We start from the raw sequence: 13872 nt of genomic DNA, 5'->3' as shown, positions 1-13872 counted from the left end.
ATGATCGGCAATATTCGGCTGGATATATTTCAGGGCCCCCTCGATCTCCTCCTCACCCTGATTGAACGCCAGGAAATCGATATCCAGGCTATACCTGTTGCCGAGGTGACGGCCCAGTACCTGGAATACCTCCATGAAGTAGAGGAGCTAGACCTGGACTGGGCCAGTGAATTTTTAGTCCTGGGCGCCGAACTGTTAGCCCTCAAGGCCAGGCTGCTCCTGCAACGCCCCCTTAAGGGCGGGTCGGGAGAGGAAGAAAAGGGAGAGGGCGAGGACCCCGCCAGGCTCCTGGCCGAGCGTCTTATAGAATACCGCCGCTACCGGGAGGCAGCCGCCCATCTCGGCGATCTAGCAGCTCAAGGAGCCCTTGTCTTTGGCCGTCCCCTGGACCAGGAAGCCGTCGCCCGGGCCCTGGCTGGTGTTAACCCCCTGGCCGGGATAACACCTGTAGATCTAGCCCGCGCCCTGGTTAGGGTGCTGGCAAGGCAACCTGTCACCCCCAAGCCGGAAACCCGTACCATTACCCGCCCGGCCCTGACCCTGGTGGGGCAAATACGCACCATCCTGCGGCGCCTCAAACAGGAGGAGGACCTTACCCTGGCCACTCTTTTAAGTCCCCGGCCCACGCGCCTGGAAGTGGCGCTGACCTTCCTGGCCCTGCTGGAACTGGCGCGCCGGGGACGGGTAAGCCTTGTCCAGGAAGAAGCCTTTGGTACTATTAAAGTAAGCCGGCTGTCGCCCGGTGAGACCGCTGCTGCAGGGGGGTGATCCCTTTGCCGTTATTTTTTAGCGAAGATAAAAGGGCAGCCCTGGAGTGCCTCCTCTTTGTAGCCGGGGGGCCGGTACCGGTTGGTACCCTGGCCGCCTGCCTGGGGCTGAGTAGCGATGATGTAGTTGAGCTGGCTTTAGAATTGAAAACGCTCTATGATGAAGAGGGGCGGGGCCTGCAGATCCGGGAGGTAGCCGGCGGCTACCAGATGTGCACCCGGCCCCAGTTTGCTAATTATGTTGAGGCCTTCCTGCAACCCGAGTTGCCGGCCCTGTCCATGGCCGCCCTGGAAACCCTGGCCATTATTGCCTACCGCCAGCCCGTTACCCGGGCGGAAATAGAAAATATCCGCGGAGTCAAGGTGGATGGAGTTTTAAATACCCTCTTAAGCCGTGGCCTTGTCCAGGAAGCAGGGCGTAAAGACGCCCCCGGCCGGCCCATCCTTTATGCTACCACTCCTCGCTTTCTGGAATTTTTGGGTTTAAAAGATTTATCCGAGCTGCCGCCCCTGGATGAAGCGGCGGCCGGGCAGGAATAGTATATAAGGCGCCTCCGGTGGAAAAATAGGGGCAAACTGGCTGCCGGGGGTGGTGAAGTGTTGTGGGCCTGGACGGCAGGGATAGTTGCGGGTTTCCTTTTATTACTCCTGGTACCGGTGCAGCTGGAGGTAACTTACCGGCAAATAGCTGGAGAAGAAAAACTTGAGATAAAACTTAATTTACCGGGAGACTGGGGCCGGTGGGAAGTGGCATTCCCCGCCTTCCGTGACTGGTGGCCGGGGCAAAGTCACCGGCGACTGGAAACCCTCTTGCCGGGAGAAAGGGTAGAAGCAGGATTACCCGGGGAAGTAGCCCAGCGTCCTGCCAGGGGCAAAAGGTGGAATGCCGGTCGGATAGCCTGCTTCATCACCGCCGGGCCGTTAGGGTACTGGTTACATAAATTAAATAATTTAAAGGGCATCTGGCGGCATTTTTTCGCCCGGGTGACCTGCCGGCATTGGCGTTTATTTTTAACCCTGGGGACGGGTGATCCGGCAACTACGGCTTTTGTTTACGGTACCAGCTGGACCATCCTGGCCTGGATGTATCAGAACCTGCGGCGGCGAGCCCGACTGGATTTCCGCGCACCCGAATGGCAGGTAACACCTCTCTTCGATACGCCGGGCTGGCAGGCCGATTTCAACTGCATATTTACCCTTAAGTTAGGTCATATTATAAGTGCCGGAGTACAATCTTTATGGCTGTTGCTGCAGATAGTCTGGCAGATGAGGAGGGGCAGGTGCAGGTGCCCGAACATCCCATAGAGGCTTTAATGAAGACCGCCATGGAAAGCATCAAGGATATGGTTGATGTTAATACCGTTGTGGGCGATCCTATAGAAACGCCGGACGGCCATGTGATCGTCCCTGTATCCCGCGTTTCGGCCGGTTTTGTTGCCGGAGGCACTGAATATGAACCCGGCCAGGAAGACGGTGGTGGAGGCGGTAAATCCTTACCCTTTGGCGGCGGTAGCGGCGCCGGTGTTTCCGTCCAGCCGGTGGGCTTCCTGGTGGTGGGAAAGGAGCAAATCCGGCTGCTGCCGGTTGACGGCAATGCTGTTGTGGACCGGATTATCGATGTCGCCCCCCAGGTGCTGGAAAGGCTCCAGGAACTCCTGGGGAAAGGTAAGAAGGAAAAGGGTAACGGCAATAATTCCCCCGCCCCTGTACGAACGAAAATGGTCTTACGCCACCAGGAAGGGACATGAAATAATCCCTGAGACTATGGCCCGGGTTCTCATATACCGGGTTTTTAATTTGTTTCCGGCCTCTCAAGTCCCGTTCTAGAAAATGCCCTCCCTTCATAAATGTTACCAGGAAGGTAAATTATGGAGGGAATGGCAATGGTTAATATCATCTGGTTATTAATGCTTCTAGCAGGCATTATCGTGGCCAGCTTTACCGGCCACATTGAAGTAGTTACCGAAGCTTCACTGGAGGCGGCCCAGACGGCCGTAACCCTGGCCTTTGAACTGATTGGGCTCATGTCCATGTGGCTCGGGCTTTTAAAGATTGCCGAGGAAGCCGGCCTGGTAGGCCTCCTGGCGCGGCTTTTACGCCCCTTTACCTGTTATCTTTTCCCGGAAATACCACGGGATCACCCGGCCATTGGTTCGATCATTATGAATTTAAGCGCTAACATCCTGGGCCTGGGCAATGCCGCCACCCCTTTTGGCCTCAAGGCCATGCAGGAATTACAAACTTTAAACCCCCGCCCTGAAGAAGCCACCCCGGCCATGTGTACCTTTTTGGGATTAAATACCGGCTGCCTGACCCTTATTCCGGCGACCATAATTGGCATCCGGGCGGCAGCCAGCTCCACCGACCCGACCATCATCGTCGGACCTACTATTTTAGCAACCGGATTCAGCATGATCACGGCCGTGGTTGCCGATCGTTTCTTGCGCCGGTTTTATAACGGGCGCCGGGGGTGAAGGAACGTGACTGAACTCATACTTGAGGTTTCGCGCTGGGCGATTCCCATGGTTCTTTTTTTTATCCCCCTGTATGGGTACCTGCGGGGCGTACCGGTTTATGAAACCTTTGTTGCCGGGGCCGAAGACGGATTCAAGGTGGCAGTAAAGATTATTCCTTTCCTGGTGGGCATGCTGGTGGCCATCGGGGTTTTCCGGGCTTCCGGGGCCATGGACCTCTTGGCGCGGCTACTGAACCCTGTCCTTCAACTGATTGGCGTGCCGGGAGAAATTTTACCTCTGGCCATCATGCGGCCCCTTTCCGGCGGGGGAGCTCTGGGAATAGCAGCCGAGCTAATCGGCAACTACGGCCCGGATTCCTTTATCGGCCGCCTGGCTTCGGTGATGCAGGGCAGTACCGATACTACCTTTTATGTCCTGACGGTTTATTTTGGGTCGGTAGGGGTGCGGCGCTATCGCTACGCCCTGGCCCTGGGGCTCCTGGCCGATATTTCCAGCCTTATAGCCGCCATCGTTATCTGCCGGTTGATGTTTGGTTAGTTTTTAAATTACCCTTCTCGAAATTCAACAGCCACTCTTTGGTTGCCAGCCCCCCCAAAAAACCTACCAGCCGGCCGTCCTTACCAATGACCCGGTGACAGGGTATAATAATACCGACAGGATTACGGCCGATGGCCTGTCCTACAGCCCGGACCGCTCCCGGCCTGCCGATGACCCGGGCAATATGGCTGTAACTGCAGGTGGTACCGTAGGGGATCTTTTGCAGGGCTGACCAGACGGCCAGCTGGAAGGGCGTACCGCGGAGGTCCAGGCGCAGGGAAAAAGAAAAGCGCCGGCCGTCAAAGTACTCGTCCAGCTGCCGGAGAACTTCCCGGCAAGAGCTGCCGTTTTCATCCACGTTGATGGTTGCGCCACGGGATTTTTGGGCCAGGTAGCTGGGGGTTGTTCCAGGTGCCTCCCCGGGGAATGACAGGCGGCAGAGGCCCGCCGGGCCTGTTACTATCGTCAGGTTACCGATAGGAGAGGGATAATGGCTAATGGTAAACAATTCTTTCGGCATGATGGCGTTACCTCCCCGTGTTCTAGCCTTCTTTCCACCAGGCCAGGAATAGGGCCAGGATACTCATGCCGGCGGCATAACCGGCCAGGACATCGGTGGGGTAGTGCACACCCAGGTAAAGGCGGCTGAAACCCAGTAAAAGCAAAAAAATAAGGGTAACCGGAACCATATGGCCGCGACAACGGGGAGGGCATATTTTTAACAACCACAGGACCAGGAGACCAAAGAAGACGGTTCCCATCATGGCGTGACCGCTGGGAAAACTAAAGCCCGGTGCAGGTTCCAGGGGGCCGAGACTGGGCCTGGGACGGTGATAAAAATTTTTTAGCCATTCCATAATGCCCCAGGTACCATTCATGGTAATTAACACGCCCCAAAAGCCCTGCCAACGACGCCAGGTATAGTAGGCAAGACTCAAAGCAGCCGTTGCAGGATAAAAGAAAGTCGGGGTGCCGAAGAAAGTAATAAACCTGAAGAAATGGGTAGCCGCAGGCGTTCGCCGGGCCATTATACCTGCCAGGACCAGGAGATCGAGATTGGCCGCATGGGGTATGGCAGCGGTCAGCAGAAAAAAGATAAGAATCATAGCAATGGCAAGCAAGATGAGACGGTGACGGGACAAAGTGGAACCCCCTCGTGCGAGACTTTTCCTGGCTAAAATAACCCCGGGACTGTAATATTTTCTGATAGTACCCAGAGGGTAACATTATTGTCGTGATGTAAGGGTAGTCTTTATAAAAAAATCAGTATAGCACTATTGCCTTTAAAAGGGGAATTATGATAGCATAATAACGTTAACGGAGGTTTTTATGCGTTTACAAAAATACCTGGCCCAAACGGGGGTGGCTTCTCGGCGTCATGCGGAGGAGATGATCCGGGCCGGCCGGGTAAAGGTTAATGGTAAAATTGTTACTGCTATGGGCGTCCAGATAATACCGGGCCGGGACGAGGTAACTGTCGATGGCCGGCCTATTACCGGTCCGGAAGAAAAAGTCTATGTATTATTATATAAGCCGCCCGGTTATGTAACAACGGTCTCCGACCCCCAGGGGCGCCCTAAAGTAGTTGACCTGGTCAAAGACGTGCCTGCCAGGTTATATCCCGTCGGCCGCCTGGATTATGCTACCGAAGGCCTTTTATTACTTACCAATGATGGAGAATTGACCTTAAGGCTCACCCACCCGCGCTATCGTATACCTAAAACTTATCTGGCCCTGGTAAAAGGAGTGCCGGATGCTAATACTATTACCCATTTACGCCGGGGTGTCAAGCTGGAAGATGGCCTTACCGCCCCGGCGTGGGTACAAATGCGCCGGATTAAAGGGGACCATGCCCTGCTGGAATTAACCCTGCGTGAAGGACGCAAACGAGAAGTAAGGCGCATGCTGGCTACAGTAGGTCACCCGGTAGTCAGGCTGAAACGCATTAAATTTGCCTTTCTCACCCTGGGAGATTTAAAACCGGGAGAATACCGCCGCCTTACTCCTGCCGAAGTAACCCGGCTGTATCGCCTGGTGGGTTTAGATTTTCCTCCTCGTTGAAAAGACAATGGTGTGGTAAAATAAGGTGAAAAAGAGAGGAGGAGAAAGATTTGGCAGGTTTGGAGCTGGGGCTGGTGCAGGTCTATACCGGCGAGGCTAAAGGCAAGAGTACGGCCGCCTTTGGCCTGGCCTTAAGGGCATGCGGGCACGGTCTCAAGGTACTGATTGTCCAGTTTATGAAAACGCCTGACTACGGCGAACATAAAGCCTTCCCGCGGCTGGCGCCGGAGGTAGAGGTAAAAACCTTTGGCCGCAAGGGTTTCATCCACCGGGGCGGTGCCAGGCCGGAAGATTATGAGCAGGCCAGGGCGGCCCTGGCCTTTGCACGGGAAGCCATGCTTGGCGGCAGGGTGGACATCCTGATCCTGGATGAAATCAACAACGCCCTTTATTTCGGCCTGTTAACAGAAGAAGAAGTCCTGGCTTTCCTGATGGAGCGGCCGCCGCATGTGGAAGTCATCCTCACCGGCCGCAATGCCCCGCCTAGAATTATTGAGGTTGCTGACCTGGTAACGGAAATGCGCCAGGTAAAGCACCCTTATGAAAAGGGGATAAAGGCCAGGAAAGGGATAGAATACTAGGAACGCCAAACGTTGAATTTTACTTCCCAGGCAGGAATTTCCGCGTAGGGTGCGAATATGTAAGTTTAATACATTTTACAGGAGGTGAATTCCTGGCCGGCTTTTTGGGGCCAGGAGAAAAGTGGCCGTAGTGTATTATGATCAGGATGCCGACCTGGGCGTCCTTAAAGGCAAGAAAATCGCCGTTATGGGCTATGGCAGCCAGGGACATGCCCAGGCACAGAACTTAAAGGACAGTGGCCTTGATGTAATCGTGGGCCTGCGCCCTGGCAGTAAATCGTGGGCGGCAGCTGAGGCTGCGGGCTTAAAGGTCGCGACGGTGGCTGAAGCTGCGGCCGCAGCCGATATTATCCAGATTTTGTTGCCTGACGAGACCCAGGCCAGGGTCTATCGTGAGGAGATCGCCCCGCACCTTACGGCAGGCAATGTTCTTATGTTCTCCCACGGTTTTAATATTCACTTCAACCAGATTGTGCCGCCGGCGGATGTGGATGTCATTATGGTTGCTCCAAAAGGACCAGGCCACCTGGTACGCCGGATGTATGTAGAAGGCCAGGGGGTACCGGCCCTTCTGGCCATTCATCAGGATGCCAGCGGCAGGGCTAAAGAAATCGGCCTGGCTTATGCTAAAGGAATAGGTGCTACCCGGGCCGGTGTAATTGAGACTACTTTCAAAGAGGAAACCGAAACTGACCTGTTTGGCGAACAGGCTGTCCTCTGCGGCGGAGCCACCGCCCTGGTCAAGGCCGGCTTCGAAATCCTGGTGGAGGCGGGTTACCAGCCGGAAATCGCTTACTTTGAATGCCTGAACGAACTAAAGCTTATTGTCGACCTCATGTATGAAGGCGGCATCAAGTACATGCGCTATTCCATCAGCGACACGGCTGAGTACGGCGATGTCACCAGGGGGCCCAGGATTATCGACGACCATGTCCGGGCCACCATGAAGGCCATCCTTAAAGAGATCCAGGACGGCGTCTTTGCCAGAGAGTGGATCCTGGAAAACCAGGCCGGCAGGCCGAGCTTTAATGCTTTAAGGAAAAATGAACGGGAGCACCTTATCGAACAGGTCGGCGATTCTTTACGGGAAATGATGCCCTGGTTGAAAAAGTAAAGCAGGCGGGAATCAGACGGGGTGAAGGAAGCCCCGGGATCTTCCCGGGGCTTTAATTTATTAACTTTATTATTAACTTTTGGGTGAAAGGAGTGGCGAGGGAATAATTTGCTAATAATAAAAAGGCTAAAGTTAAATTATTGAAGGGGAGGAAACACTTGTGGAACTCCTGGCACCTGTAGCAGGAATACTGGCACTTGTGTTCGCTTTTTACCTCACCAACAAGATTAACAGGGCCGATCCCGGGAATGCGCGCATGCAGGAAATAGCGGCAGCCATCCACGAAGGGGCCATGGCTTTTTTAATGCGGGAATACCGCACCCTGATCTTTTTTGTTCTGGGTATGGCGGCTCTGATCGTAATTACCGGCTTTCTTACCCAGGGTGCTGAAAGCATGCAGCCGGTAACGGCCGTTGCCTATGTGGCTGGAACCCTCTGCTCTATTGGGGCCGGCTATATTGGCATGCAGGTTGCTACCAGGGCCAATGTCCGGACGGCCAATGCCGCCCGCCACAGTCCCAACGCTGCCCTGGAGATAGCCTTTTCCGGCGGTTCAGTCATGGGTATGGCTGTAGTGGGTCTTGGCCTTTTAGGCCTCGGCATTGTTAATCTCATTTTTAAAAATCCCAGTATCGTCAATGGCTTCGCCCTGGGGGCCAGCTCCATTGCCCTTTTTGCCCGGGTGGGCGGTGGTATTTATACCAAGGCGGCCGACGTGGGCGCAGACCTGGTGGGTAAAGTGGAAGCCGGTATACCGGAAGATGACCCCCGCAATCCTGCGGTGATTGCCGATAACGTTGGCGATAACGTAGGCGATGTCGCCGGTATGGGAGCCGATCTTTTTGAATCATACGTTGGCTCCATTATCTCCGGTATTGCCCTGGCGGCAACTTTAAATATCCCCAATGGTACCCTTGTACCCCTGATGATTGCCGCTGCCGGCATTGTATCCTCCATTATCGGCGCTTTCTTTGTCCGGACCAGCGAGGGGGCCAATGCCCAGAAGGCTTTGAATACCGGCACCATGGTGGCGAGTATACTGGCGATTATAGGTACATTCCTGGCTACCCGCCTGTTACCTTCTCAATTTGTTGTCGGTTCTGCTACCTATACTTCCCTGGGGGTATTTATAGCCACCATAGCCGGCCTTATTGCCGGAGTTCTCATTGGCCGCATTACCGAATATTATACTTCCGGCGATTATGAGCCGGTGAAAGAAATTGCCAAAGCTTCCCAGACCGGTACCGCCACCAACATTATTGAGGGGTTAAGTACCGGTATGTTGAGTACTGTTTTACCCATCCTGGTAATTATCATTGCTATCCTTGCTGCCTATCATTTTGCCGGCCTTTACGGTATTGCCCTGGCGGCAGTTGGGATGCTGTCAACGACCGGAACTACGGTAGCCGTGGATGCCTATGGACCAATTGCCGATAATGCCGGCGGCATTGCCGAAATGGCAGAGCTGGATCCTAAAGTCCGTAAGATTACCGATGCCCTGGATTCTGTTGGCAATACTACTGCTGCCATTGGTAAAGGTTTTGCCATTGGCTCGGCAGCTTTAACGGCCCTGGCCCTATTTTCCGCCTATACGACTGCCGCCAGGATAGCTACTATTGACCTTACTAACCCAAAAGTAGTTGGTGGGCTTTTTATCGGCGGTATGCTGCCTTTTCTCTTTGGTGCCCTGACAATGAAGGCAGTGGGGCGGGCTGCCTTCCATATGATTGAAGAAGTGCGCCGGCAGTTCAAATCCATCCCGGGTTTAATGGAAGGTAAAGCCCGGCCGGATTACGCCCGCTGTGTAGCCATTAGCACCGGAGCAGCCTTGAAAGAAATGATCATTCCCGGCCTCCTGGCCGTAGTGGTACCCCTGGCAGTGGGGCTGATCCCCGGTCTGGGTAAAGAAGCCCTGGGGGGCCTTCTCGCCGGAGCTACGGTGACAGGCTTTTTGCTGGCCGTAATGATGGCCAATGCCGGCGGCGCCTGGGATAACGCCAAAAAGTATATTGAAGGTGGGAATTTCGGCGGTAAAGGCTCACCGGCCCATGCAGCGGCCGTCAATGGGGATACTGTAGGCGATCCCTTTAAAGATACATCCGGGCCGGCCATGAACATTTTAATTAAGCTTATGACCATTGTTTCCCTGGTGTTTGCGCCTTTGTTTATGCAACTATAAGGGTTGTGCTAACCGGTAAGAATCGTAAGCGACATCAGCGCTTAAAAGCCCTTATCCCTCGTGGGGACAAGGGCTTTTTTCTAGGGAAAAATTAGCAAGCACTATTCTTCCAAATCCCTTACCCCCGCCACGTTGTTCGTAAGAATAGAACCAGGATCGTATATATTTCTAAACGGCCAACAAGCATCAACCATGATAGTAAATACTTGGCTGCTGCAGGTAAATGGGCATAATTATGGGCAGGGCCGACGGCGCCCAGGCCGGGGCCAACGTTTCCCAGGGTAGCGGCAACTGCACTGGCAGCTTCTTCCAATTTCAAGGAGGTTAAAGACATGAGTAAAGTTCCCAGGGCAAACAGCAGCAGATAGAAACCTATAAATTGAAGGATATTCAACACCAGTTCTTTATTTATTATGCCTATATTGCTGAAACGAATTGAAACTACGGCATGGGGATGAACGGCACGAAAAAGTTCTGCGATACCATTTTTTAATAACACTAACAGGCGCCCTACTTTAATCGATCCCCCTGTTGAACCGGTACACCCTCCTACAAACATTAACAACAAGAGCAAGGTGCGTGACAGGTTAGGCCATTGATCGAAGTCTACTGTGGCATAGCCCGTGGTAGTAACAATAGAAACTACCTGGAAGGCAGCCATGCGCAAGAGATTTTCTCCCGGGTTAAAACCTGCCAGGGATAGATCAACAACAATAATAATAAAGGCTGCCAAAATTATAGCACTATATAATTTAAACTCCGGGTTAAGCCAGAAATAAAAGGGATTCCTGAGCTTCACGGCCTGGTAATAAAGGGCAAAATTAACACCGGCCAAAAACATAAAGATAATAATAATCCATTGTATAAGGGGACTGTTATAATATCCGATACTGGCATTTTTGGTGGAAAACCCACCTGTAGCCATGGTCCCGAAAGTATGGACGACAGCTTCATATAAAGGCATACCCGCAAATAATAGTAGTAAAATTTCCAGGGCGGAGAGGAAGATATAGGTCCGCCAGAGGATTATCGCCGTTTCCTGGATACGGGGCTTTATTTTCTCTGTAACCGGCCCGGGAGTTTCGGCCTGGAGTATTTGGAATCCCCCGGAACCTAACGGTGATAGGAGAGCTACAAAAAGGACGACTATTCCCATCCCGCCGAGCCAGTGGGTAAGACTACGCCAGAAAAGGATGGCACGTGATTGGGCCTCAATATCGGTCATTACACTGGCGCCGGTAGTAGTAAACCCGGAAACTGTTTCAAAAATGGCATCGGCAAGAGCAGGAAAGGTACCGGCAAATATGTAGGGCAAACTACCAAAGATTGTAGCTGCCACCCAGCTTAAAGCAACTACCGCGTAACCCTCGCGGCGACGGATCTCGCCATTATGAGAGGGCAAGGAACTCAAAGGGATGCCTGCAGCCAGGGTTATCGCGGCGCTGTAAGTAAAGGCCAGCCATTCTTTTTCCCCAAAATAAAGGGCTAATACCAGGGGCATCAGTAAAGAGAGGCCAATCAAAATTATAACTTTCCCCAAAAGCTGTAGAACTATCGGGTAGCGCATCTTTACTTCACCTGTTAGTACCAAAGAAATTTTGAACGGCAGTTACGGCCTTGGGAAGGGCAAATACAATTACATGATCGCCGGGCGTTATATAATCGTTACCTCCGGGAATTATTATCTCGTCTCCCCTGGCAATGGCGCCGATGATGGCATGGCGAGGAAAGTTGATTTGCTGTATCGGCTTATTGGCCTGACGGCAATTCTGGGGAACGATAAATTCAATCATCTCAGCTTTATCCTGGCCTAATAAACTGATCGCTACAATATGACCGCGCCGGACAAACTTTAAAATGGCTGCTGCTGTTAGAAGACGCGGGCTTATCACCACGTCGATGCCAACTTTTTCCATGAGACCGGCATAGTCCGAACGCCCAACTTTAACAACGGTTTTCTTGGCGCCGAGATGTTTTGCTAGCAGGGATACAAGCAAATTTACTTTATCATCGCCGGTAACGGCAGCAAAAACGTCCGCCTGGCCGATATCTTCTTCTTGCAGGAGGCTCAAGTCACTGCCATCGCCATGGATGAGGGTAACATGGGGCAGCTTATAGCTCAAACTTTCACAAAGCTGGCGGTCCTTTTCAATAATCTTGATTTCAATCTTTTTTCCTGACAGCTTTTGGGCCAAATAGTAAGCCGTCCTGGTGCCGCCTAAAATGACGAGTCGCTGGGCGCGGGTACGTTTCTGTCCCAGAAGGTGCTCGACGGGTTCCATTTGCTTGGCCGGGGCAAGGACAAATACTTTATCACCAGCAAGGAGGCGATCTTCACCCCTGGGAATTAACATTTTTTCGCCTCGCTGGATAGCCACAATCAAATAAGGGTTGGGAGAGAGTAAATCCTTCAGCATTTTATTTACTGCCTGGGCATCAGGTGGTAGAATAAGTTCCAGCATTTGAATTTTACCACCGGCATAATATTCAGATTCGATGGCCTCTGGAGCTTCTACCAATTCAGCAATGGCTTTGGCTGTTACATAATCGGGATTGATAACAAAATCTATACCCAGGTCTTTGTCGAAACCGATTTGATTATTTAACAGGTATTCAGGATTACGGATCCTGGCTACAGTTTTCTTTGCTCCGAGCTTTTTGCCAAACAGGCAGGCGACAATATTCACCTCATCATTTTCAGTCACTGCCACTAATAAATCCGTATCACCTATACCGTTTTCTATGAGAACGGCAGGGCTGGCACCATTGGCGCATAAAGTTTGAACATCCAGTCTTTCTTCAACAGCCCTGATTCTCTCTGCATCTTGCTCAATAACTAAAACATCATGGTTGCTGTACGATAACATCTCGGCCAGCTTAAAACCTACTTTGCCAGCACCGATTATAGTTATGCGCAAGATTGGCACCTCTTTTGGAAAGTGTTAAAAGGGACCCGTTGGCAAGAATGAGCCTATATATTCGATAACGAACCTCAATATTCGATAACGAACCTCAAGTTTCCTGCTATGTTACCCGGAGAGAAAGTCTAAAACCCGGGTGCTCCGGCCCATTCCATATTCTTGCAGGGTCCAACGGGATGTATTATAATCGGTACATGGGAAAATCAGGTGGTGAAAAAATGGAATACGGGAGTAAAAAAGTGGCGGCGGTGGCCATAAAGATGGCCCTTGCTGAAAACCGGGAAGAAGAAGCTCGGCTAAAGAAAGAATTTGCTGGCGATGGTATCCGGGCGGCAGCCGTTGATTACGGCGGTGAATTTATCAATTCCGTGCAAAAAATCGTTGAAAGAGCAGTAGTAGCCGCCAAAAGGGAAGGGGTTATTAAAGAAACCCACCCCGAGGAAGGGGCCGTTGCCGGGGCAACCCGGGAAGCCCTGTCCCAGATTATGCCCAAGGCCCTGGGTTTAAATGTAGGCGGCAAAATTGGTATTGCCCGCTGGCATGATCACTTGAGTGTGGCCATTTTCTTTGGCATCGGCCTGCTACACCTGGATGAAGTAGGCATTGGCCTGGGTCATCGGGCCGTCTGAGGGGCAGGATGGCAGGCAGTTTGGTAAAAAATTGCAGGATGGTAGGGGGGAATTATGGAAGAAAAAATTCAGGGTTTACCCGGAACCGGACGCAAACGGGAATCCGGGGGTACAAAAGTACGGGGCTTACGCGGGGCCGTTGAAGTGCCGGAGAATACGGCCGCCGCCATTCTTACGGCAACTGAAGGTTTGCTCCGGGAAATGATGGGCCGGAACGGGCTGGCCGTAGAAGACATTATCAGCGCCATTTTTACGGTGACGCCGGATCTCAATGCGGCTTTCCCGGCCGAGGCTGCCCGGCGCCTGGGCTGGCAGGAAGTAGCCTTAATGTGCGCTACCGAAATACCGGTACCGGGAAGCCTGCCAGGGATTGTCCGCGTTTTAATCCATGCTTATAGCGATCGGGAACCGGTCCACGTTTATCTGGGCCGGGCAGCACAATTACGCCCGGATTTACGTTAGCGAAAACAAAACTATTGACAACTATTTACTATCCATGGTATGCTGTTAGCAACAAACTGAATATAGCTGAGTTGAGCTGAGTGGAGTTGGAGATGAGCCTGGAGTAGAGCATGGGAGAGTATGCCGGACCAGGGCTCACTTGAG

Annotated in this window: 16 protein-coding genes; 12 read left to right on the top strand and 4 right to left on the bottom strand. The window is 52.6% G+C overall.

From position 1 onward, the window contains the following. From E308F_RS10290 to E308F_RS10265, 6 genes are all read left to right on the top strand, one after another. Window positions 1-768 (top strand): segregation and condensation protein A, encoded by a 768-nt coding sequence (locus E308F_RS10290; RefSeq protein ID WP_141264826.1) that lies wholly within the window; start codon window positions 1-3, stop codon window positions 766-768. Beyond that, window positions 765-1307, top strand: coding sequence for an SMC-Scp complex subunit ScpB (gene scpB, locus E308F_RS10285; RefSeq protein ID WP_253260447.1), 543 nt, complete (start codon window positions 765-767; stop codon window positions 1305-1307). The genes E308F_RS10290 and scpB overlap by 4 nt, the downstream gene beginning before the upstream one ends. Window positions 1308-1364: 57 nt before the next feature. Next, the gene (locus E308F_RS10280; RefSeq protein WP_172613890.1) at window positions 1365-2072 is read left to right on the top strand and encodes a DUF2953 domain-containing protein; all 708 of its coding nucleotides are present in this window, start codon (window positions 1365-1367) and stop codon (window positions 2070-2072) included. Then, complete coding sequence (gene ytfJ / locus E308F_RS10275) at window positions 2054-2515, top strand: GerW family sporulation protein (protein WP_141264824.1); 462 nt, start codon at window positions 2054-2056, stop codon at window positions 2513-2515. The genes E308F_RS10280 and ytfJ overlap by 19 nt, the downstream gene beginning before the upstream one ends. Window positions 2516-2650: 135 nt before the next feature. Next, on the top strand, window positions 2651-3241 hold the full coding sequence (locus tag E308F_RS10270; RefSeq protein ID WP_172613612.1) for a nucleoside recognition domain-containing protein: 591 nt from the start codon (window positions 2651-2653) through the stop codon (window positions 3239-3241). A 48-nt stretch (window positions 3242-3289) separates the two neighbouring features. Further along, window positions 3290-3781 (top strand): spore maturation protein, encoded by a 492-nt coding sequence (locus tag E308F_RS10265; protein WP_172613728.1) that lies wholly within the window; start codon window positions 3290-3292, stop codon window positions 3779-3781. Here the strand turns inward: E308F_RS10265 and E308F_RS10260 are convergent. After that, complete coding sequence (locus E308F_RS10260; protein ID WP_141264821.1) at window positions 3756-4301, bottom strand: methylated-DNA--[protein]-cysteine S-methyltransferase; 546 nt, start codon at window positions 4299-4301, stop codon at window positions 3756-3758. The two genes, E308F_RS10265 and E308F_RS10260, sit on opposite strands and share 26 nt — an antisense overlap. 22 nt (window positions 4302-4323) lie before the next feature. Continuing rightward, window positions 4324-4923, bottom strand: coding sequence for a phosphatase PAP2 family protein (locus E308F_RS10255; RefSeq protein WP_172613613.1), 600 nt, complete (start codon window positions 4921-4923; stop codon window positions 4324-4326). Between the two features lie 187 nt (window positions 4924-5110). Between E308F_RS10255 and E308F_RS10250 the strand changes: the two genes are divergently transcribed. The 4 genes from E308F_RS10250 (at window position 5111) to E308F_RS10235 (ending at window position 9716) form a co-directional block, all read left to right on the top strand. Further along, a complete protein-coding gene (locus E308F_RS10250) occupies window positions 5111-5842 on the top strand; it encodes a pseudouridine synthase (RefSeq protein WP_141264820.1) in 732 nt (243 codons plus the stop codon). 50 nt (window positions 5843-5892) lie between these two features. Beyond that, entirely contained in the window at window positions 5893-6423 is a 531-nt protein-coding gene (gene cobO, locus E308F_RS10245; protein ID WP_141264819.1) for a cob(I)yrinic acid a,c-diamide adenosyltransferase, read from the top strand. A 121-nt stretch (window positions 6424-6544) separates the two neighbouring features. Continuing rightward, window positions 6545-7537, top strand: coding sequence for a ketol-acid reductoisomerase (gene ilvC, locus E308F_RS10240; protein ID WP_141264818.1), 993 nt, complete (start codon window positions 6545-6547; stop codon window positions 7535-7537). A gap of 160 nt (window positions 7538-7697) precedes the next feature. Continuing rightward, the gene (locus tag E308F_RS10235; protein WP_141264817.1) at window positions 7698-9716 is read left to right on the top strand and encodes a sodium-translocating pyrophosphatase; all 2019 of its coding nucleotides are present in this window, start codon (window positions 7698-7700) and stop codon (window positions 9714-9716) included. 118 nt (window positions 9717-9834) lie between these two features. On the opposite strand, the gene E308F_RS10230 is transcribed toward E308F_RS10235, so the two are convergent. After that, on the bottom strand, window positions 9835-11307 hold the full coding sequence (locus E308F_RS10230) for a TrkH family potassium uptake protein (RefSeq protein WP_253260446.1): 1473 nt from the start codon (window positions 11305-11307) through the stop codon (window positions 9835-9837). Beyond that, window positions 11291-12634, bottom strand: a complete 1344-nt coding sequence (gene trkA / locus E308F_RS10225; RefSeq protein WP_172613889.1) for a Trk system potassium transporter TrkA — start codon at window positions 12632-12634, stop codon at window positions 11291-11293. Before trkA ends, E308F_RS10230 begins: the two co-directional genes overlap by 17 nt. A gap of 221 nt (window positions 12635-12855) precedes the next feature. On the opposite strand from trkA, the gene E308F_RS10220 reads away from it, so the two are divergent. Together E308F_RS10220 and aroH are read left to right on the top strand one after the other, a co-directional pair. Beyond that, window positions 12856-13266 (top strand): HutP family protein, encoded by a 411-nt coding sequence (locus E308F_RS10220; RefSeq protein ID WP_062281816.1) that lies wholly within the window; start codon window positions 12856-12858, stop codon window positions 13264-13266. A 54-nt stretch (window positions 13267-13320) separates the two neighbouring features. Further along, on the top strand, window positions 13321-13728 hold the full coding sequence (gene aroH, locus E308F_RS10215) for a chorismate mutase (RefSeq protein ID WP_141264814.1): 408 nt from the start codon (window positions 13321-13323) through the stop codon (window positions 13726-13728). Window positions 13729-13872: the final 144 nt, after the last annotated feature.

The organism is Moorella sp. E308F (genome assembly GCF_006538365.1).
Lineage (GTDB): Bacteria > Bacillota > DSM-521 > Neomoorellales > Neomoorellaceae > Neomoorella.
The sequence above is the reverse complement of the archived record's forward strand: the minus strand, read 5'-3'. Positions and strand labels throughout refer to the sequence as shown.